Here is a 19633-nt window from a genome sequence, read left to right on the forward strand (position 1 = left end):
GACATGCGCCAGCTTGTCCACCGCAGATGGCGGACACGCCTGCTGCATGTCCGCCCTACGCACTAACCCATCCTACGTTTTAACCGCGATTGGCCGCGGCGACGATCAGGGCCTTCATCTCCGCCACCGCCTGCTTGAAGCCGACAAACAGCGCATGGGCCACCAGGGCGTGGCCGATATTCAGCTCGTTGATGCCGGCAATCGCCGCCACCGGCTCGACGTTGTGGTAGTGCAGGCCGTGTCCGGCGTTGACGATCAGCCCATGCTGCAGGCCGCAGGCCACGCCATCGCGAATCCGTGCCAGTTCGCGAGCCGCCTCCTCGGGCGTATGAGCGTCGGCATAGCGGCCGGTATGCAGTTCGATGGCCGGCGCGCCGACGCGCTTGGACGCCTCGATCTGCTGCGGATCCGGGTCGATAAACAGCGACACCTCGCAGCCGATCTTGCTCAGGCGCTCGACCGCCGCGCGAATCCGCGCTTCCTGCCCGGCCACATCCAGGCCGCCTTCGGTGGTCAGCTCCTGGCGGGTTTCCGGCACCAGGCAGACATGCTCCGGGCGAATGCTTTCGGCGAAGGCGAGCATCTCCTCGGTCACGCCCATCTCGAAGTTCATCCGCGTCTGCATGACCTCCTTGAGCAGGCGCACATCGCGCTCCTGGATATGCCGGCGATCTTCGCGCAGGTGCACGGTAATACCGTCGGCCCCGGCTTCTTCGGCATCCAGCGCGGCCTTGACCGGGTCCGGATAGCGGGTACCGCGAGCCTGGCGCAGAGTGGCCACATGGTCAATGTTCACACCCAGCAGAATACGATTGGCATCAGTCACGGCTTGGCTCCTTGAGCGTCATAAACAATTCACGGCTGACCAGCGGTCGGCCGCCTAAATGGGGTGCCAGGGCCTGGCGCATCAGGCGCTTGGCGGCAGCCAGGGCGCCGGGTGCTGCCCAGTCGGCCTCGGCCAGGGCCAACAGTTCGGCCCCTTGAAACACACCGGGCTGCAGATGCCCCACCGGCACCAGCCCGGCTTCGGTGTGCAATCGATACAGACCCGCTGCGGCTATGGGTTGACCTTCGCTGTCCCGATCCAGGGCGAAACCATAGCCCAGCTCATCGAGCAGGCGCCATTCAAAAGAACGCAGCAAGGGCTCCAGGGCACGGCCTTCGGCCAGGGCCAATACGGTCATGGCGTAATGCTCGAAGACCGCCGGATGGGGATCTTCGGCGGGCAGCAGGCGAATCAGCAATTCGTTGAGATAGAGGCCACTGAACAGCGCCTCGCCGACCAGCAGATTGGGAATGCCGGCAGGCTCCAGACGGCCGACATTCTTCAGCTCGCCGCGCCCGCGAAACTCGGCTTCCAGGGGAATAAAGGGCCGCGCCAGGCTGCCCGCCTTGCCCCGGGCACCGCGCAGTACCGCACGCAGACGCCCCTGGGGAGTAAGAAAATCCACCAGCGCACTGCTCTCGCGGTAGGCACGGCTGTGCAACACATAAGCGGGCTGACTGAGGGCGAGCATGGGGCTTACTCGAAGAAGCGGGCACCTGGGGCACCCGCAGACGGATCAGATATCGTCGTAACCCAGTGAACGCAGGGCGCGTTCGTCATCGGACCAGCCGCCCTTGACCTTGACCCAGAGATTGAGCATGACCTTGGAGTCGAACATCACCTCCATGTCCTTGCGCGCTTCCTGACCGATGCGTTTGATGCGCTCGCCTTTGTCACCAATGATGATCTTCTTCTGCCCGTCACGTTCCACCAGAATCAGGGCATGGATATGCAGGATGCGCCCTTCGCGCTTGAATTCCTCGATTTCCACGGTGATCTGATAGGGCAGCTCGGCGCCCAGCTGACGCATGATCTTCTCGCGCACGAGTTCAGCGGCGAAGAAACGGCTGGAGCGATCGGTGACCTGATCTTCCGGGAAGAAGTGCACGCCTTCGGGTAGACGCTCGCCCACCAGCTGTTCCAGGGTATCGAGATTGTGCCCCTGCTGGGCCGAGATCGGCACGATCTCGGCATTCGGCAGCTGCTCGGCCAGCCACTTGAGGTGCGGCATCAGCTCGGCCTTGTCTTCCAGCCGGTCGGTCTTGTTGATCGCCAGAATCACCGGCCCCTGGACATACTGCACCCGCTCCAGAACCATCTGGTCTTCATCGGTCCAGCGGGTACGGTCGACCACAAAGATCACCACATCGACATCCTTGAGGGCCGACGAGGCGTTCTTGTTCATATAGCGGTTGAGGGCTTTCTCGTTGTTCTTGTGCAGGCCGGGAGTATCGACATAGATGGCCTGCACCTCACCCTCGGTCTTGATGCCGAGCATGTTGTGCCGAGTGGTTTGCGGCTTGCGCGAGGTGATTGCCAGCTTCTGCCCGAGGATATGGTTGAGCAGCGTCGACTTGCCCACGTTGGGCCGGCCGACGATGGCGACATAGCCACAGCGTGTAACGGGTGTATCAGTCATTGCCATTCTCCACACCCAGGGCAATCAGCGCAGCCGCAGCAGCCACCTGCTCGGCGATACGCCGGCTGGCACCCTGGCCCAGGGTCTTGTCATTAAGCAGGGCAACCTGGCATTCGACCACGAAAGTGCGGCAATGCGGCTCGCCCTGGATATCCACCACCTCGTAGCGAGGCAGTTCGCAGCTGCGCGACTGCAGAAATTCCTGCAGGCGGGTTTTCGGATCCTTGTTGGTATCGACCAGGGTCAGGCTTTCCAGCTCACCTTCCAGCCAGGCCAGCACCCGCTCGCGGGCCACGTCCATGCCAGCATCCAGGTAAATGGCGCCGATCAGGGCTTCCAGCGCGTCGGCGAGAATCGACTCACGGCGAAATCCGCCGCTCTTCAATTCACCGGAACCCAGACGCAGGTACTCGCCCAGATCAAAACCACGGGCCAGCACCGCCAGGGTCTCGCCCTTGACCAGGCGTGCGCGCAGACGCGACAACTGGCCTTCACGGGCCTGGGCAAAGCGCTCGAACAGGGCTTCGGCGGCGACGAAGTTGAGGATGGAGTCGCCGAGGAACTCCAGGCGCTCATTGTTGCGCCCGGCAAAACTGCGGTGGGTCAGGGCCAGCACCATCAGGTCCTGGTCCTTGAAACGATAACCGAGCTTGCGCTCGAGACGGGCCAGGGACTCACTCACGGCATGCGCACACGGAATTCTTTGTCGAAGCGCACGACCAGGTCGATATTGCGGATCAGGGGCTCACGGCGCTCGTACTTGAGGTGCGCATGAAACTCGTTGTTTTCCAGTTTGACCTTCAAGACGTCCTTGAGCGGCAGGTCGCGAATGCTGTTGACCTCCATGCCACGGCTGACATGCCCCATAAAGGCATTGATAGTGCGCACATCGCCCGATGCTTCGGTTTCCACCGAGGTGATGATCTTTTCCATCGACATATAGTCGAAATAATGCGGCAGGACCTTGAAAGCCGCGCTGGCAAAGAACGCCACCAGCACCAGCACCAGCATCCAGCTCAGCATCGACATGCCTTTCTGCGAACGCGCAAATATCATCTATGCCCCCAATATGTGAAATGCCTGGCTCAATTTGGCCCGACAAAGACTATATATAGCTCGCGCCGCCGCTTTACGCCGCGCCGCGAAATCCTTACTTGATCAAACCAACCCGGGAGAAATTGGGCAGGTTGCGCGACTTGGGATCCGGCCAGCTCATCCACACGGCGAAGGCCTTACCGACGATATTGCGATCCGGCACCATGCCCCAGAGCGGCTGGGGAATCTGCGGATCCTTCCAGTAACGGCTGTCGTTGGAGTTGTCGCGGTTGTCGCCGACCATGAAGTAGTGCCCCTCGGGGATCACCCACTCGCGGCCTGGCTCGACCCGGTAGCGGGTCATTTCCTTGCGGATCTGGTGTTCGATATCACCCAGACGTTCGTTGTACAGGGTCACACTGCCGAGGCTGCCGGGTTCTTCACCGAGCAACTGCTGGGCCACCGCCTGACCATTGATAAACAGCTGCTTGTCGCTGCTGTAGGCCACGTGATCGCCGGCCAGCCCCACTACCCGCTTGATGTAGTTGATATTGGGGTCACTGGGGTAGCGAAACACCATCACATCGCCACGCTGCGGGTCACCCACCTCGATGATCTTGGTATCCAGCACCGGCAGGCGGATGCCATAGGCGAACTTGTTGACCAGGATAAAGTCGCCCACTTCCAGGGTCGGTTTCATCGACCCGGACGGAATCTGGAAGGGTTCGACCAGAAAGGAGCGCAGCACCAGAACAATGGCCAGCACCGGAAAGAACGATTTACCGTACTCGACCAGCAGTGGCTCCTTGTTCAGCCGATCAATGACCGCTTCATCGGGCTCGCCGACCTGCCCCTGATAACTGGCAATGGCCGCACGCCGGCGCGGCGCCAGAAAGATCAGATCGAATAGCGCCAACGCACCACAGACGGCGACAGCGACAACCAGCAACAGCGGGAAATTGATCGACATAAGACCTAGCTATCCAACCTCAGCACGGCAAGGAAGGCTTCCTGTGGAATTTCCACGTTGCCGACCTGCTTCATCCGTTTCTTACCAGCCTTCTGCTTCTCCAGCAGCTTGCGCTTACGGCTGACGTCACCGCCGTAGCACTTGGCCAATACGTTCTTGCGCAGCGCCTTGACCGTGGTACGCGCCACGATCTGCCCGCCGATGGCGGCCTGGATGGCCACATCGAACATCTGCCGCGGGATCAGTTCTTTCATCTTCTCGGTCAGCTGGCGACCTTTGTAATGGGCATTGTCCTTATGCACGATCAGGGCCAGGGCATCGACCTTGTCACCATTGATCAGCACATCCAGCTTGACCAGATTGGCCGACTGATAGCGATCGAAGTGGTAATCCAGCGAGGCATAACCGCGGCTGGTGGACTTCAGACGATCGAAGAAATCCAGCACCACCTCGTTCATCGGCAGGTCATAGCGAACCTGAACCTGAGAACCGAGGAACTGCATGTCACGCTGCACACCGCGTTTCTCGATACACAGGGTAATCACATTACCCAGGTGCTCCTGCGGCACCAGGATGGTGGCCTGGACGATGGGCTCGCGGAAGTCCTCGACCGAGGACACATCCGGCAACTTGGACGGGTTGTCGACGTAAATCGTTTCACCGTTCTTGAGCAGGACTTCGAAGATTACGCTCGGCGCAGTGGTGATCAGATCCAGGTTGTATTCACGCTCCAGGCGCTCCTGGATGATCTCCATATGCAGCATGCCGAGGAAGCCGCAACGGAAGCCAAAACCCAGGGCATCGGAGCTTTCCGGCAGATACTGCAGCGACGAGTCGTTCAGCGTCAGCTTCTGCAGCGCATCACGGAAATCCTCGAAATCATCCGAGCTGACCGGGAACAGGCCGGCATAGACCTGGGGCTGGATACGCTTGAAGCCCGGCAGCACCTCGACATCGGGGGTGGCAGCCAGGGTCAGGGTGTCGCCCACCGGCGCGCCGTGAATATCCTTGATGCTGGCAATGATAAAGCCCACTTCACCGGCCTTGAGGTCGGCAGTGGCAGTGTGCTTGGGGTTGAATACGCCGACGCTGTCCACCAGGTGCACCTTGCCCGTGGACTTGACCAGCACCTTGTCGCCCTTCTTGATCCGGCCATGGCGCACGCGCACCAGGGACACCACGCCCAGGTAGTTGTCGAACCAGGAATCGATGATCAGGGCCTGCAACGGCGCATCGATCTCGCCCGTGGGGGCCGGAATGGTGTGTACCAGGCGCTCCAGCACCTCGTCGACGCCCAGGCCAGTCTTGGCGCTGCAGGTCACGGCATCGGTGGCATCAATGCCGATGATCTTCTCGATCTCTTCCTTGACCCGCTCCGGCTCGGCCTGGGGCAGATCGATCTTGTTCAGCACCGGCATGACCTCGAGGCCCTGCTCGATGGCGGTATAGCAGTTGGCTACCGACTGGGCCTCAACCCCCTGGCCGGCATCGACCACCAGCAGCGCACCTTCACAGGCGGCCAGGGAGCGACTGACTTCATAGGTGAAGTCCACATGCCCCGGGGTATCGATAAAGTTCAGCTGATAGGTGATGCCATCACGGGCCTTGTAATACAGGGTGACGCTGTGCGCCTTGATGGTGATCCCGCGCTCGCGCTCAAGGTCCATGGAATCCAGCACCTGGGCTTCCATTTCACGATCAGCCAGGCCGCCACACATCTGGATAAAACGGTCAGCCAGGGTCGACTTGCCGTGGTCAATGTGGGCGATGATGGAGAAATTGCGGATATGACTCAAATCACTCACGGATCAACACTCAAAAAGGTCGCAGGCGACTGCCCGCCGAAAATAGCCGGGAAGTGTACCCGAAAGCCACCTTGTCCGTCATCCAGGCCCCACGCAAAGGCCACCACGTAAAAGGGCGACCAACGTCGCCCTTTTACCCTGCTCGACCGATCAGTCAGCCAGCTTGAAGGTAATAAAGCTGGCGCGCCCCTGACGCAGTACCCGCATGGACACCGAGCGATTCTTCGGCAGCGCCTGGGCCACCTCGGTAAAGGTCTTGGCCGAGTCGATGGCCTGATTGTTCAGGTGGGTCACCACATCCCCCGGGCGCAGGCCGATCAGCGCCGCCGGCCCCTCCATCACCTCGGAAATCACCACACCACCGCGCAGATCCAGATTCTTCTTCTGCTCCGCGGTCAGCTCCACCACCCTGACACCCAGGCGATTGCTGCTGCGCTCGGCGCCTGGCTGCGCGGCACTGGCCAGCTCTTCACCCTCCTCGGGCAGCGCACCAATGGTCAGGGGCAGCTTGCGCCGCTTGCCTTCACGCACCACTTCCAGGGTTGCCTTGCTACCCGGCTTGAGCGCGCCCACCAGGTGCGGCAGATCCGCCGACATGACGATCGGCTTGCCATCCAGGCTGAGAATCACATCACCGACCTGTAAACCACCCTTGGCGGCCGGGCCGTCTTCCAGCACCTGGGCGACCAGAGCACCGGCCGGACGATCCAGGCCGAAGGACTCGGCCAGATCCTTGTTCACTTCCTGAATCACCACCCCCAGCCAACCGCGGCTGACCTTGCCATCGGCCTTGAGCTGCTCGGCGACATCCATGGCCACGCTCATGGGAATGGCGAAGGACAGCCCCATAAAGCCACCGGAGCGAGTGAATATCTGCGAATTGATGCCCACCACTTCGCCGGACAGATTGAACAGCGGCCCACCGGAGTTGCCCGGATTGATCGCCACATCGGTCTGGATAAAGGGCACATAGCTCTCGTTCGGCAGGCTGCGACCCTTGGCGCTGACGATACCGGCGGTCACCGAGTGGTCGAAACCAAAGGGCGAGCCAATGGCCAGCACCCACTCTCCGACCTTGAGGTCTTCGGATTTACCCAGTTTGACGGTAGGCAGGCCCTTGGCCTCCACCTTGAGCAGGGCCACGTCGCTGCGCGGGTCAGCTCCCACCAGTTTGGCTTCCAGCTCGCTGCGATCGGACAGGCGCACGATGATTTCATCGGCATCGGCGATCACATGGTTATTGGTCAGCACATAGCCATCGGCAGAAATGATAAAGCCCGAACCCAGGGACTGAGCCTCCCGCTGCCGCCCACCGCCCGGGTTCTGTGGCACCTGGGGAATATTGCGCTCGAAGAATTCGCGGAATATCGGTGGCAGTCCCTGCAGGTCAGGAATATTCAGCTGCCCACCAGCCGCCATGCGTTCCGGCATGCGCTGGCGCGTGCTGATATTGACTACCGCCGGCGAAGCCTTCTCCACCAGTTCGGTAAAGTCAGGCAAATTGGCCTGTGCCACCAACACCTGCCCCAGCAGCAACAGGGCCAGCAAGGCGGAACAGGACTTCTTAAGGCTAGGCATCAACATACGGCTCCCTATTTGCTTACAGGCAAAGTTTCAGTTCGACCCTCGGCCGCCAACAATGCACGCAACACCACAGGTTGCGCCGCTGGATCATCCGAGCTGCGCAAGCTGTAGCGGCGCACCCCATACCACGTTGCCAGCAGCCCGGCAAAGGCCGCCAGGATAACCAGTGGCTCCCCCAGGGCCAACCACTGAGCCAGCCCCGCGGCCATAAACAAACCCAGCAGGGGCAGCAGATAAACCAGAATGGAGCCACGCACCAGCAGGTCTTCACGCACGCCGATGACCACCGCATCCCCCACCTGCAGCGACAATCCACTCAAGGCTCGCACATAGCCACGACGGGCACCGGCGCCCAGCTGGTTGAGCAGTCCCTGACCGCAGGCCGCCTTGGCCGAACAGGCCGAGCAGGTGCTTTTGCGCAGGGTTTCGACCCAGACAGCACCAGACTCCACAGCGACCACCCGCCCCTGCTCCTCGATCACGGCGCCTCCTCGGCGGGCAAGGCACGCATCGACAGGGCCACGCGCTCGGCCGTGCCCATGGGGATCTCGCCCACCACCGTCACCATCACATCGCCCTGCTCGGTCTGCACCCGACGCGACACGGCCGTGGTCGGCCCAACCTGACTGCGCAGATCTTCTGCCGCCGCACCGCGCAGGGGCTCAAGGAAGACGGAAAAGCGGGCCAGACCATCACCGTAGACCAAGCACGCCACTGCTTCATCCGAAGCCGGACTGCGCCGCTGGGTACTGGCATGCAGGGCAAAACCTGGTGGCAGCCAATCCGACTGCCAGACCGGGTCCGTCTCTATCTGGGTCACAGCAGGACGCAACGGCTGACAACCCGCGCCGCCTTGCAGGGACTTGGTGGCGGGCATAGAGGTGTTCAGCCGGGTGAACTGGAAACGTTCCAGCAACTGGCCTTTATCGCTCAACAACAGGGATTTGAGGGGTAAACCACTCTGCATATCCACATGCAGTTCAATGCCATAACGGTGCTGATCACGGGGCAACAGCGCCAGCACCACCGCAGCACGACCGGCCACGCGAGACTTGCCGACCAAGCGCAATTCATAGGACTGCTGCAACTGAGCGGCAATCAGTTGCCTGGACGGCCACAGCGGACCGGTACTCAGCTGATCCGCCAGGCTGCCAGTTACACAGCTGATCTGGTCATCGACTCGCACCACTTCCTGCGGCATCCCATCGAGCTGCAACAAGCGCTCGTGCGACCCCTCACCCTCAACGCGACGCCAGATGGCGTGGGTGGAGAAACTGCCATTGCGTTCGTAGATAAAGGTGCCCTGGTAGCTCTGGGCACGCTCGGCCTGCGCCAGGCGTTCGAGCCAGTCATGAGCCTCGTCGGCCACCGCCGGTGCGGCCCAGATACCGAGCACAATCCAGGCAGCTAAGGGAGCAAAGCGCATAGGCCGGCTTACCGGCTTTCCAGGCTGGCCGCCCGGGCATAGGGCAGCGCACTGTCGGCGCCGCTCATGGCAGCCTGCTGGGCATGCTGGCGCAGATAGCTGGGTAGACGCTGTTCATGCCAGGTAGAGGGCTGCGCGGGCTGACCAGATGCCTGGGCCTGCTCGGACTCACTGCTGAAGCCGGCCAACAGCGCCGGCCCCTGCACCTGAGGCAGACTCAACATGGGCTGAGCAGCCTGCTGCGCCATCTGCGCACCGGTAATCGCGTCCTGATTGTAGAAACGCACGCCAACCAGCACCGCCAGCGTCACCGAAGCCGCCACAGCCAGGCGCCCCAGCGTACGCCAGGAAGCCGGCGCACGCGGCTGCAGTGCCGGCGCTGGTTCATCGGCCAGAGCTGCCGACACTGCGGCAGCAATATCCAGACGTGGCTCCAGCAACTCCTTGTGCATCACGGCCCGGGCCAACTGATAGCGACTCCAGGTGGCACGCACATCCGCGTCCTCACTAGCTGCCAGCACGCGACGCAGCTCCAGTTCATCCGCTTGATTGTCCATCACCGCAGACAGCGATTCATGCAGAGTTTCACGACTCATGGCTGTTCCTCTCTTGGCTGACGCCGCCTCAAGCTTCCTGCAACAAGGGTTGCAGCGACTTATCAATAGCCTCGCGAGCACGGAAAATCCGCGACCGCACCGTTCCCACAGGACATTGCATCACGCTGGCAATATCCTCATAACTCAAGCCGTCGAACTCACGCAAGGTCAGGGCCGTACGTAAATCCTCGGGCAACTGCTCGATGCTGCGATGCACCGTGGCCTCGATCTCATCGCGCAACAAGGCACGCTCGGGCGACTCGATATCCTTGAGTGCGTGGTCGCCGTCATAAAATTCGGCATCCTCGGCACTTACATCACTTTCTGGCGGCCGCCGACCGCGGGACACCAGATGATTCTTCGCCGTATTGATGGCGATGCGGTACAGCCAGGTATAGAACGCGCTGTCCCCGCGAAAATTCCCCAGCGCCCGATAAGCCTTGACGAAGGCTTCCTGGGCAACATCCTGAGCCTCATGGCTGTCATGCACAAAACGCACAATCAACCCGAGTATCTTGTGCTGATACTTCAGCACCAGCAGATCGAAGGCGCGCTTGTCCCCACGCTGCACGCGCTCGACCAGCTGCTGATCTTCTTCCTGGGTTAGCATGAACACTCCTCGATAGGTTTGCAGGAGTGCTTTTGCCACCAGTCAATCACCTTGCAAAAGTAGACTCGGGCATTGCGCAAAAGTTCTCTCCTTCAAACGTGCCTCCTGCCAATCCGGTGGCGGGACGACATACAAGGTGCAGCCATGACCTGCCCGCTGCACCTGTGATCTGTTTTATTGCCCATGACGCAATAGACGCCAGACCTGTTAAGCACCAGCCGGCACGGTAAGAGCCGCACACGACACGCCCGCCTATAGAACGTCGCGCAGGTAATAAGTTCCTGAGCAAGCCGCCTGGGAATAAGGAAGCTATTGTGCCGCCCACCCCCTCTATATACTAGGGGCCGCCTTTCGCGGAATCCGGACATGAGCCAACACCACCAACACGACATTCTGGTCATCGGCAGCGGCGCCGCCGGCCTTACCCTGGCCCTGACCCTGCCCAGCCACCTGCGTATTGCCGTACTGAGCAAGGGCAACCTGGCCAACGGCTCCACCTACTGGGCTCAGGGCGGCGTAGCCGCCGTGCTGGATGATACGGACACCGTCGAGTCCCATGTCGCCGACACCCTCAATGCCGGGGGCGGCCTGTGCCGTGAAGACGCCGTGCGCTTTACCGTTGAGCATAGCCGCGAAGCCATCCAGTGGCTGATCGACCAGGGCGTGCCCTTTACCCGCGACGACGAAACGGACCGCGAAGACGGTGGCTTCGAGTTCCACCTGACCCGCGAGGGCGGCCATAGCCACCGCCGCATCATCCACGCCGCCGACGCCACCGGCGCCGCCATCTTCAATACCCTGCTGGAACAGGCCAGGCAGCGCCCCAATATTGAACTGCTGGAACAGCGGGTGGCGGTCGACCTGATCACCGAGCGCAAGCTGGGCCTGCCCGGCCAACGCTGCCTGGGCGCCTACGTACTGGATCGCAGCACAGGCGAGGTGGACACCTTTAGCGCCCGTTTCGTGGCGCTCGCCACCGGCGGTGCGGCCAAGGTCTATCTGTACACCAGCAACCCGGACGGGGCCTGCGGCGATGGTATTGCCATGGCCTGGCGTGCCGGCTGCCGGGTCGGCAACCTAGAATTCAACCAGTTCCACCCTACCTGCCTGTACCACCCCCAGGCCAAGAGCTTCCTGATTACCGAAGCGGTGCGCGGCGAAGGCGGCCTGCTCAAGCTGCCCAATGGCAAGCGCTTTATGCCGCGCTTCGACAGCCGCGCCGAACTGGCACCGCGCGACATAGTCGCCCGCGCCATCGACCACGAAATGAAACGCTTAGGGATAGATTGCGTGTACCTGGATATCAGCCACAAACCGGCTGAGTTCGTGAAGACGCATTTCCCCACCGTTTACGAGCGCTGCCTGACCTTTGGCATCGACATCACCAAGCAAGCCATTCCGGTGGTGCCCGCCGCCCACTACACCTGCGGCGGCGTGGTGGTCGACCAGCAGGGCCGCAGCGACATACCCGGTTTGTATGCCATCGGCGAAACCAGCTTTACCGGCCTGCACGGCGCCAATCGCATGGCCAGCAACTCGTTGCTGGAGTGTTTCGTCTATGCCCGCGCGGCCGCCGAGGATATCGTCAGCCAACTGGAGCGGGTCGAGATGCCGAGCAACCTGCCCGGCTGGGACGCCAGCCAGGTGACTGACTCGGATGAGGACGTGATCATTGCGCACAACTGGGACGAACTGCGGCGCTTTATGTGGGACTACGTAGGCATCGTACGCACCAACAAGCGCCTGCAGCGGGCCGAGCACCGGGTGCGCCTGCTGCTCGATGAAATCGATGAGTTCTACAGCAACTACAAGGTTAGCCGCGACCTGATCGAGCTGCGCAACCTGGCCCAGGTGGCCGAGTTGATGATTCGCTCAGCCATGCAGCGCAAGGAAAGCCGTGGCCTGCACTACACCCTGGACTACCCGGAGCAGCTGAGCGAAGCGCGCGACACTATTCTGCAGCCGCCCACCTACGTCGACTGAATTTCAGGCGCAGCCGCAAGCGCCGATGCAGATCCCGCGGCAGACTATCGCGGGGAATGCACAGGGCATGCACCCGACGCTGGCCGGCCAGGCGAAAGCGCAGCACCACTATAAGCGGCAGGGCCAGGCTATCCGGACACAACTGGACAGCCTGCCAGCCCGCACCCTCACTGAACAGCTGCCAACCGTCCTGATCATGGCGCAGGCCACGGTAGGCGGCAGGAGACGTCAGCAGCACCTGCCGCGGCATCACCCACAGGGCATGTCCCAGGCAACCTAGCAAACCGAGCAGTACGCCCCAGACCGGCAGATCCAACAGCAGCAGGCTCAGCGACGCCAACCCCTGCACGGCAGCATAGGCCAGCAGCAACCCCAGCGAAGGCTGCCAGTGACATTCGAAGGCTTCACTGCGGCTGGACACGATCCAGAATCATGCGAACCATACGCTTGAGATCGGCATCCTCGGGCTCACCCCGCTGCATAAACCAGCCGAACATGTCCTGATCCTCGCATTCGAGCAGTTTGCGGTAGCGCGCCCGATCGTCCTCATCCAGATTCGGGTAGACCTCCCGAACAAAGGGCACCAGCAACACGTCCAGCTCCAGCATGCCGCGCCGGCTGTGCCAGAACAGACGATTGAGTTCAACCGAGTCGACCATGGGAATGCTCCTAGATAGGGACGCGCAGTATAACAGGCGCAAGCGAGCCTCAAGCGGCGAGCGCTACAAACAGCCCGCTCAACCGGACAGTGAAACTTATATGGCCTAACCCCTTGGCCGCCACACCAACAGCCTTGCAGCAAGCGATGGCGCCCGGCCATTTTTTCCAGGCTTTTACTTGAAGCGGGTAGCTTGCGGCTTACCGCTGCTTTTATGATGGACACCCGAACTTTTCTCCAGCGATGCCCAATAACCCATGGCCGATACCGCGTTTTACTGCTCCCTCAGCCACGAAGGCATCCTCGCCGTGCGCGGCCCGGATGCCAGCAAGTTTCTGCAGGGCCAAGTCACCTGCAACCTCAACTACCTCGGCGCCAGCTACTCCAGCCTGGGCGCCCGCTGCACACCCAAGGGCCGCATGCAATCGAGCTTTCGCATCGTCAACGTCGAGGACGGCTACCTGCTGGCCATGACCAGCGAACTGCTCGCCGCGCAACTGACCGACCTGCAGAAATATGCGGTATTCAGTAAATCCAAACTCACCGATGAAAGTGCGGCCTGGGTACGCTTTGGCCTGAGCGGTGGCGATGCCGTATTGCACGAGCTTGGCCTGATGCTGGCGCACGAGCCAGGCAGCCTGGTGCAGGCCGACGGGCGCCTGGCCCTGCGCCTGCACGATGGCCGCGCCGAGCTCTGGGCCCCCGCGGCACAGCGCGAGCCCCTGCAACAGCAACTCAGCCAGCAGTTGCCCCAGGCACCGCTCAATGCCTGGCTGCTGGCCCAGGTCCGCGCCGGCATCGGCCAGGTCACGGGGCCGACCCGTGAGCTGTTTATCCCGCAGATGATCAACCTGCAGGCCCTGGACGGCGTCAGCTTCAAGAAGGGCTGCTATACGGGCCAGGAAATCGTCGCGCGCATGCAATACCTGGGCAAGCTCAAGCGCCGCCTGTACCGCCTGAGCCTGGCCGGCGGTGAAGTTCCGGCACCGGGCACAGAGCTGTTCTCACCGGTCCATGGCTCCAGCGTTGGCGAAGTGGTGCTGGCTGCCCAGGCCGAGCAGGGCTGCGAGCTACTGGCGGTGCTGCAACAAGACGCCAGCGAGGATGGCCGCATCCATCTGGGCGCAAGCGATGGCCCCACCCTGAATTTGCTGGATTTGCCGTATACACTGGACTCAAACCGCGAGACCCAGCGCTAACCTAATCAATGCTGACAGCTTAAAGAGAATGACCCATGAGCATGCTTGCCGAGAAAGTCCTGAAGGACCTGATCAAGGCCATCGACAACGATGAGCTGGTTCTGCCCACCCTGCCGGAAGTGGCGCTCAAGGTGCGCGAGGCGGCCGAAGATCCGGATATCGGCGTGGCCCAGCTTAGCAAGGTGATCGGTAACGACGCCGCCCTCACCGCACGTATCATCAAGGTGGTGAACAGCCCACTGCTGCGCACCAACAAGGAAATCACCGACCTGCAGATGGCCGTGGGTCGCCTCGGCATCAACTACACCTGCAACCTGGCCACGGGCCTGGCCATGGAGCAGATGTTCCAGGCCACCAGCGACGTGGTCGACCGCAAGATGCGCGAAGTGTGGAACAAAAGCACGGAAATCGCCGGCATCTGCCATGTGCTGTGCAAGCACTACACCCGCCTGCTGCCGGATCAGGCCACCCTCGCCGGCCTGGTCCATCAGATCGGCGTGCTGCCGATCCTCACCTATGCCGAGGAACACAGCGAGCTGCTGGCCGATTCCATCAGCCTCAACCATGTGATCGAGAAGATCCACCCGATCATCGGCGACAAGATTCTGCGCACCTGGGAGTTCCCCGAACAGATTGCCATGGTGCCCAGCCAGTACCTGGACTTCAGCCGCGACAGCGCCAAGGTCGACTATGTGGACATCGTTCAGGTGGCCACCCTGCAGAGCTACATGGGCAGCGAACACCCCTATACCCAGCTGGACTGGAGCCAGATCCCGGCATTCCGCAAGCTGGGCCTGGACCCGAGCCATAACCTCAACGAGGACGAAGACCTCTCGGCCGCCATGGAAGCGGCCATGAGCATGCTGCAGTAATCCCCGCCGTGCCGATTGCAGCTAAGCTCAAATGAATATCTGCATCGGCACCCCTCAAATGCGCGCACTGCTTAGCTGCCTGCTGCTCAGCCTGCTCACTGCCCTGCCGGTCGCGGCGGATGCAGTGCGCCTGACCAATGGCGAATGGCCGCCCTATCTCGGCGAACAGCTCCCCCACCAGGGCGTGGCCTCACGCATTGTCGTCGAAGCCTTTGCCCTGGAAGGGGTCCAGGTGCAGTGGGAGTTCCATCCCTGGGCACGCTCGCTGCAACTGGCCGAACGCGGCAAGCGCCACGGCAGCGCGGTGTGGCTGCGCAGCCCGGAACGCGAAGCCAAGTTCTTTATCAGCGACCCGGTGGTGGAGAGCGGCTACTACCTGTTTCACCGCAAGGACTATGCCTTTGACTGGCAGCAGGTCAGCGACCTGCAGGGTCGGCGCCTGGCCGGCACCCGCGGCTATGACTATGGCGAAGCCTTTCAGCAGGCCGAGGCCGCAGGGCAGCTCAAGGTCAACCGGGTCAATAGTGATGAAATCGCCTTTCGCCAGTTGCTGGCCCGGCGCATCGACCTTTTCCCGATGGATAAGGTGGTGGGCTTCGACATGCTCCATCAGCATTTCAGCGCCGCCGAGCGGGCGCAGCTGAGCTTTCATCCCAAGCCCCTGCGCGCCGACAGCCTGCACCTGCTGCTCAGCCGTGAGGTCGCGGAAAACGCCGAGCTGATCGAACGGTTCAACCGTGGTCTGGAGCAGTTACGTGCCAGCGGCAAGATCGCCCAGTACCTGCTGGAAATGCAAAGGCCGCTAAGCCTGGGCCCCTGAGGCAAACTCCACCCGCACCAGCAGGCCATGGGGTCGAGCCTGGTGCAGGCTGATTTGCGCCTGATGGGCGCGGCAGATCTCCCCGACTATGGCCAAGCCCAGCCCGGCCCCCGAACCACCCACACGGCGCCGATAGAAGCGGGCAAAGACCTTTTCATGCTCATCTGCGGGAATGCCCGGCCCATTGTCTTCCACTTCCAGCAACGGCCCCGGCAATACCCGCAGAATCACCTGACCGCCGGCCGGGGTATGGGCCAGGGCGTTGTCCAGCAGGTTGCACAGCAGCTCGTTGAGCAGGGTCGGCTCGCCCAGCAGCCACACCGGCTGCTCGGCTTCCAGGGCCAGATCGATACCGCGGGCATGGGCCAGAGGCGCCAGGGCCAGGCCCAGCTCCCGGGCCAACTGGCTCAGGTCCAGGCGCTCGGCACCGCCCTCGGCAATCGCCCGGGCGCCACTCTCGATCCGCGCCATGGACAGCAGCTGGTTGGCCAGATGAGTGAGTTTGTCGGTGTTCTGCGCCGCCTCCTCCAGGGTGCTGCGCCACACATCGGCCTCCTGTGCGCGCAGGCCCAGTTCGACCCGCGCCTTGAGCGCCGCCAGGGGCGTGCGCAGTTCATGGGCGGCATCGGCAATAAACTGCGCCTGGCGCTCGAACAGATTACGCAGGCGCTCGTTGAACTGATTCAGCGCGCCCACCAATGGCCGCAATTCCCGCGGCAGATCAGCATCGGGCAGAGGCCGCAGGTCATCGCTGGTGCGCGCAGCCACGCTGCGGCGCAGGCTCTCCAGCGGGCGCAGGGCCAGGGTCACCGCCAGCCACACCAGTAGCAGGGCACAGAGTGCCAACAGCCCCATGCGCAGCAGGGTGCCGAGCAGCAGGGCCTGGGCCATGCGCTCGCGGGCGCCCTGGGTCTCGGCCACGCGGATTTCCGCCATGCCATTGCTACCGGGCTCACTCACCGGCTGCAGCAGGCTGACCACCCGCACGCCCTGGGCGCGGTACTCGGCATCATAGAAGCGTGCAAGGGCCGGGTAATCATCGGTACGTGGCGTCCCTGCGGGCGCGCCCGGCAAATCTTCGTAGCCGGATACGGAGGCCCCCTGCAGATCCAGCACCTGGTAGTAGATGCGCCCGGCACTGTCATAGGCGAAGGTGTCCAGAGCCACATAGGGCACATTGGCCTTGAGCCTGCCGTCCTCGGTATACAACCCCTCGGCGATGGCCCGGGCCGAGGCCAGCAGGGTGCGGTCATAAGCTGTGTCGGCGGCCTGGCGGGCACTCCAATAGGCGCTCAGGCTGCTGACCAGCAGGATCAGCGCCAGCAGCAGCCCCAGGCGCCGTAGCAGCCGCCCACGCAGGCTACCCGTCTCAGCCATCGACGGCCTCCAACAGATAACCCAGGCCGCGGAAGGTGACGATGCGCACGCCACCGCCCTCCAGCTTCTTGCGCAGGCGATGGACATAGATCTCGATGGCGTCGGGACTGGCGTCCTCGTCCAGACCGAACAGCTGGGCGGCCAGCTGTTCCTTGCTCATCACCCGCCCGGGCCGCGCGATCATCGCCTCCAGCACCCCCTGCTCGCGGGCCGTCAGGCTCAGGGTTGCGCCATCCAGGGTGAAACGGCGGGTGCCCAGGTCATAGAGCAGGTTGCCGCAGCGCTGCTGCTGTTCGCCGCCCAGCATGCTGCGGCGCAGCAGGGCCTTGACCCGCGCCTCCAGCTCGGACAGCTCGAAAGGCTTGGCCAGGTAATCGTCGGCGCCCAGGTTGAGGCCATGCACCCGATCCTTGACCTCGCCACGGGCGGTGAGCATCAGCACCGGCAGGGTCTTGCCACGCTCGCGCAGGCGCGCCAGCACCTGAAAACCGTCCAGGCGCGGCAGGCCGATATCGAGAATGACCAGGGCGTAGTCCTCGCTGGCCAGAGCCAGGTCGGCGGCCACCCCGTCATGCAGCACATCCACCGTCCAGCCTGCGCCCTTGAGCGCCTGGGCCACACTGGCCGCCAGCTGCAGATGGTCCTCGACCAATAGAATTCGCACCCTACCTCCCCAGCCAAGCCGGCTCTCCAGAGGGCCGGAGTGTACAGCGCCGCACTCGCTTGTGAATTGCCCAAATGCCGGCGCCGAACCTCAGGAAAATCCTTGCCGCCTGGCAAGCCTGAGCGCCACAGACCCGAGCGCCCGTGCTCCAGGGGTTTTCTTTCAGCGCTGAAAGCCTGGTGAAAGTTTGACCCCCTAGGATCGCTGACAGGTGGCTCGATCCACCGACCAGAACGACCCGCGCAGTGGTGCGCAGGCGTGACAAAAACAACAATGGAGACCACAAGATGCTCAAGGCATCCCGTCAGGCCCTGCCGCCTGCTCACCTGCTCAGTCTAGCCGTAGCCGCGACGCTGCTCGCCCCTGCCGCCCAGGCCGCTTTTGTCGAAGACAGCACAGCCAGCCTGACCACCACCAATATCTACCTGAACCGCGATTTCCGCGAAGGCGACGGACAGAACAAGCGCGAAGAGTGGGGCCAGGGTTTCCTCCTCGATATCCAGTCCGGCTACACCGAAGGCACCGTCGGCTTCGGCCTCGATGCCCTGGGCATGCTCGGGGTCAAGCTGGATTCCGGCGGCGGCCGCACCGGCACCGACCTGTTGCCTGTGCAGGATGACGGCGGCACCCCCGACCAGTTCGCCCGCCTGGGCCTGACGGCCAAGGTCAAGGTCTCCGCCACCGAGTTTCGCTATGGCTCGCATATCCCCGAGCTGCCGGTGGTCAAGGCCAGTGACAGCCGCTTGACGCCCCAGGTATTCGAAGGTGGCCTGCTGACCTCCAGCGAGCTGGAAGGGCTGACCGTCACCGGCGGACGCTTGGACAAGGTGATCGACCGCGCCTCGACCAACTCCGAGGAACTGGTGCTCAACAGCAAGAACAAGCGCTTCACCGCCGGGGTCAGCGCCGATCACCTGGACCTGCTCGGCCTCGACTACCAGCTCAATAAAAACCTCAAGGCGCGCTACTTCCATGCCGAGCTTGAGGACATCTACCGGCAGAACTTCTTCAACCTGCTGGCCAGTTACCCCCTGGCCGGCGGCACCCTGGCCGCCGATCTGCGCCTGATGCTCAGCGATGATTCCGGCCAGGCCAACGCCGGCAAGATCGACAACCGCGCGCTCAATGGCGTGTTCAGCTACGCCCACAGTGGGCACAAGCTCAGCCTGGCCTATCAGAAGATGAGTGGCGACACCGGCTACGCCTATATCGATGGCAGCGACCCCTACCTGGTCAACTTCGTGCAGATCAACGATTTCGCCAACGCCGACGAGCGCTCTTGGCAGGCCCGCTACGACTACAACTTCGCCAGCCTGGGCCTGCCCGGCCTGAGTTTCCTAACCCGCTACGTCAAAGGTACTGACGCGCGCATTGCCGGCAGCGACCAGCGTGGCGGCGAATGGGAGCGCGATATCGAACTCAAGTACGTGGTGCAGAGCGGTGCGCTCAAGGATGTCTATGTACGCCTGCGCAACGCCAGCTTCCGTTCCGACTTCGCCCGTGATGCGGACGAGAACCGCATCATCGTCGGCTACACACTGCCGATTTGGTAATCCACAATAAAAACCG

At 62.5% G+C, this 19633-nt stretch carries 21 protein-coding genes; 5 read left to right on the top strand and 16 right to left on the bottom strand.

Annotated elements, in window-relative coordinates:
• Window positions 1-79: 79 nt before the first annotated feature.
• The 12 genes from pdxJ to rpoE form a co-directional block, all read right to left on the bottom strand.
• A complete protein-coding gene (pdxJ, locus tag GJV18_RS14180) occupies window positions 80-826 on the bottom strand; it encodes a pyridoxine 5'-phosphate synthase (RefSeq protein WP_160346690.1) in 747 nt (248 codons plus the stop codon).
• Window positions 819-1517: a DNA repair protein RecO gene (recO, locus tag GJV18_RS14185; protein ID WP_160346692.1), complete on the bottom strand. Its 699-nt coding sequence runs from the start codon at window positions 1515-1517 to the stop codon at window positions 819-821. The genes pdxJ and recO overlap by 8 nt, the downstream gene beginning before the upstream one ends.
• Window positions 1518-1562: 45 nt before the next feature.
• Entirely contained in the window at window positions 1563-2465 is a 903-nt protein-coding gene (gene era / locus GJV18_RS14190; RefSeq protein WP_160346693.1) for a GTPase Era, read from the bottom strand.
• Entirely contained in the window at window positions 2458-3147 is a 690-nt protein-coding gene (rnc, locus tag GJV18_RS14195) for a ribonuclease III (RefSeq protein ID WP_160346695.1), read from the bottom strand. Before rnc ends, era begins: the two co-directional genes overlap by 8 nt.
• Window positions 3144-3521, bottom strand: coding sequence for a DUF4845 domain-containing protein (locus GJV18_RS14200; RefSeq protein ID WP_160346697.1), 378 nt, complete (start codon window positions 3519-3521; stop codon window positions 3144-3146). The genes rnc and GJV18_RS14200 overlap by 4 nt, the downstream gene beginning before the upstream one ends.
• Window positions 3522-3615: 94 nt before the next feature.
• Window positions 3616-4470 carry a signal peptidase I gene (gene lepB / locus GJV18_RS14205; RefSeq protein WP_160346699.1) on the bottom strand — a complete coding sequence of 285 codons (855 nt, stop codon included), beginning with the start codon at window positions 4468-4470 and terminating at the stop codon, window positions 3616-3618.
• 5 nt (window positions 4471-4475) lie between these two features.
• Entirely contained in the window at window positions 4476-6275 is a 1800-nt protein-coding gene (gene lepA, locus GJV18_RS14210; RefSeq protein WP_160346701.1) for a translation elongation factor 4, read from the bottom strand.
• 150 nt (window positions 6276-6425) lie between these two features.
• Window positions 6426-7853 carry a DegQ family serine endoprotease gene (locus GJV18_RS14215; RefSeq protein WP_160346703.1) on the bottom strand — a complete coding sequence of 476 codons (1428 nt, stop codon included), beginning with the start codon at window positions 7851-7853 and terminating at the stop codon, window positions 6426-6428.
• 14 nt (window positions 7854-7867) lie between these two features.
• On the bottom strand, window positions 7868-8341 hold the full coding sequence (locus GJV18_RS14220) for a SoxR reducing system RseC family protein (RefSeq protein WP_160346705.1): 474 nt from the start codon (window positions 8339-8341) through the stop codon (window positions 7868-7870).
• Complete coding sequence (locus GJV18_RS14225; protein WP_160346707.1) at window positions 8338-9285, bottom strand: MucB/RseB C-terminal domain-containing protein; 948 nt, start codon at window positions 9283-9285, stop codon at window positions 8338-8340. Before GJV18_RS14225 ends, GJV18_RS14220 begins: the two co-directional genes overlap by 4 nt.
• Before the next feature lie 8 nt (window positions 9286-9293).
• The gene (locus GJV18_RS14230; RefSeq protein ID WP_160346709.1) at window positions 9294-9881 is read right to left on the bottom strand and encodes a sigma-E factor negative regulatory protein; all 588 of its coding nucleotides are present in this window, start codon (window positions 9879-9881) and stop codon (window positions 9294-9296) included.
• A gap of 28 nt (window positions 9882-9909) precedes the next feature.
• Window positions 9910-10491 (bottom strand): RNA polymerase sigma factor RpoE, encoded by a 582-nt coding sequence (rpoE, locus tag GJV18_RS14235; RefSeq protein ID WP_160346710.1) that lies wholly within the window; start codon window positions 10489-10491, stop codon window positions 9910-9912.
• Window positions 10492-10857: 366 nt separating this feature from the next.
• On the opposite strand from rpoE, the gene nadB reads away from it, so the two are divergent.
• On the top strand, window positions 10858-12474 hold the full coding sequence (nadB, locus tag GJV18_RS14240; RefSeq protein ID WP_160346713.1) for an L-aspartate oxidase: 1617 nt from the start codon (window positions 10858-10860) through the stop codon (window positions 12472-12474).
• Here the strand turns inward: nadB and GJV18_RS14245 are convergent.
• Together GJV18_RS14245 and GJV18_RS14250 are read right to left on the bottom strand one after the other, a co-directional pair.
• On the bottom strand, window positions 12443-12895 hold the full coding sequence (locus GJV18_RS14245; RefSeq protein WP_160346715.1) for a protein YgfX: 453 nt from the start codon (window positions 12893-12895) through the stop codon (window positions 12443-12445). The two genes, nadB and GJV18_RS14245, sit on opposite strands and share 32 nt — an antisense overlap.
• A complete protein-coding gene (locus GJV18_RS14250; RefSeq protein ID WP_160346717.1) occupies window positions 12879-13133 on the bottom strand; it encodes an FAD assembly factor SdhE in 255 nt (84 codons plus the stop codon). The genes GJV18_RS14245 and GJV18_RS14250 overlap by 17 nt, the downstream gene beginning before the upstream one ends.
• Before the next feature lie 256 nt (window positions 13134-13389).
• Here GJV18_RS14250 and ygfZ point away from each other — a divergent pair, with 256 nt between their 5' ends.
• Genes ygfZ through GJV18_RS14265 form a run of 3 tightly spaced genes read left to right on the top strand, consistent with a single transcriptional unit; the run spans window position 13390 to window position 16023 of the window.
• Entirely contained in the window at window positions 13390-14331 is a 942-nt protein-coding gene (gene ygfZ / locus GJV18_RS14255; RefSeq protein ID WP_160346719.1) for a CAF17-like 4Fe-4S cluster assembly/insertion protein YgfZ, read from the top strand.
• A 35-nt stretch (window positions 14332-14366) separates the two neighbouring features.
• Window positions 14367-15203, top strand: coding sequence for an HDOD domain-containing protein (locus GJV18_RS14260; RefSeq protein WP_160346721.1), 837 nt, complete (start codon window positions 14367-14369; stop codon window positions 15201-15203).
• A gap of 58 nt (window positions 15204-15261) precedes the next feature.
• Window positions 15262-16023: a substrate-binding periplasmic protein gene (locus GJV18_RS14265; RefSeq protein WP_160346723.1), complete on the top strand. Its 762-nt coding sequence runs from the start codon at window positions 15262-15264 to the stop codon at window positions 16021-16023.
• Here the strand turns inward: GJV18_RS14265 and GJV18_RS14270 are convergent.
• Window positions 16006-17400, bottom strand: a complete 1395-nt coding sequence (locus GJV18_RS14270) for a sensor histidine kinase (protein WP_160346726.1) — start codon at window positions 17398-17400, stop codon at window positions 16006-16008. The genes GJV18_RS14265 and GJV18_RS14270 overlap by 18 nt on opposite strands.
• On the bottom strand, window positions 17393-18064 hold the full coding sequence (locus GJV18_RS14275; RefSeq protein WP_160346728.1) for a response regulator: 672 nt from the start codon (window positions 18062-18064) through the stop codon (window positions 17393-17395). Before GJV18_RS14275 ends, GJV18_RS14270 begins: the two co-directional genes overlap by 8 nt.
• A gap of 287 nt (window positions 18065-18351) precedes the next feature.
• Between GJV18_RS14275 and GJV18_RS14280 the strand changes: the two genes are divergently transcribed.
• Window positions 18352-19617, top strand: coding sequence for an OprD family porin (locus tag GJV18_RS14280; protein WP_160346730.1), 1266 nt, complete (start codon window positions 18352-18354; stop codon window positions 19615-19617).
• Window positions 19618-19633: the final 16 nt, after the last annotated feature.

Source organism: Pseudomonas xionganensis (assembly GCF_009763245.1).
Taxonomy (GTDB): domain Bacteria; phylum Pseudomonadota; class Gammaproteobacteria; order Pseudomonadales; family Pseudomonadaceae; genus Aquipseudomonas; species Aquipseudomonas xionganensis.

Bases quoted from the DNA above. Each gene is read 5' to 3' on its own strand.
- recO (WP_160346692.1), bottom strand. From the start codon at position 1,517: ATGCTCGCCCTCAGTCAGCCCGCTTATGTGTTGCACAGCCGTGCCTAC.
- era (WP_160346693.1), bottom strand. From the start codon at position 2,465: ATGACTGATACACCCGTTACACGCTGTGGCTATGTCGCCATCGTCGGC.
- GJV18_RS14200 (WP_160346697.1), bottom strand. From the start codon at position 3,521: ATGATATTTGCGCGTTCGCAGAAAGGCATGTCGATGCTGAGCTGGATG.
- lepB (WP_160346699.1), bottom strand. From the start codon at position 4,470: ATGTCGATCAATTTCCCGCTGTTGCTGGTTGTCGCTGTCGCCGTCTGT.
- GJV18_RS14215 (WP_160346703.1), bottom strand. From the start codon at position 7,853: ATGCCTAGCCTTAAGAAGTCCTGTTCCGCCTTGCTGGCCCTGTTGCTG.
- GJV18_RS14225 (WP_160346707.1), bottom strand. From the start codon at position 9,285: ATGCGCTTTGCTCCCTTAGCTGCCTGGATTGTGCTCGGTATCTGGGCC.
- GJV18_RS14230 (WP_160346709.1), bottom strand. From the start codon at position 9,881: ATGAGTCGTGAAACTCTGCATGAATCGCTGTCTGCGGTGATGGACAAT.
- rpoE (WP_160346710.1), bottom strand. From the start codon at position 10,491: ATGCTAACCCAGGAAGAAGATCAGCAGCTGGTCGAGCGCGTGCAGCGT.
- nadB (WP_160346713.1), top strand. From the start codon at position 10,858: ATGAGCCAACACCACCAACACGACATTCTGGTCATCGGCAGCGGCGCC.
- GJV18_RS14250 (WP_160346717.1), bottom strand. From the start codon at position 13,133: ATGGTCGACTCGGTTGAACTCAATCGTCTGTTCTGGCACAGCCGGCGC.
- ygfZ (WP_160346719.1), top strand. From the start codon at position 13,390: ATGGCCGATACCGCGTTTTACTGCTCCCTCAGCCACGAAGGCATCCTC.
- GJV18_RS14260 (WP_160346721.1), top strand. From the start codon at position 14,367: ATGAGCATGCTTGCCGAGAAAGTCCTGAAGGACCTGATCAAGGCCATC.
- GJV18_RS14265 (WP_160346723.1), top strand. From the start codon at position 15,262: ATGCGCGCACTGCTTAGCTGCCTGCTGCTCAGCCTGCTCACTGCCCTG.
- GJV18_RS14270 (WP_160346726.1), bottom strand. From the start codon at position 17,400: ATGGCTGAGACGGGTAGCCTGCGTGGGCGGCTGCTACGGCGCCTGGGG.
- GJV18_RS14280 (WP_160346730.1), top strand. From the start codon at position 18,352: ATGCTCAAGGCATCCCGTCAGGCCCTGCCGCCTGCTCACCTGCTCAGT.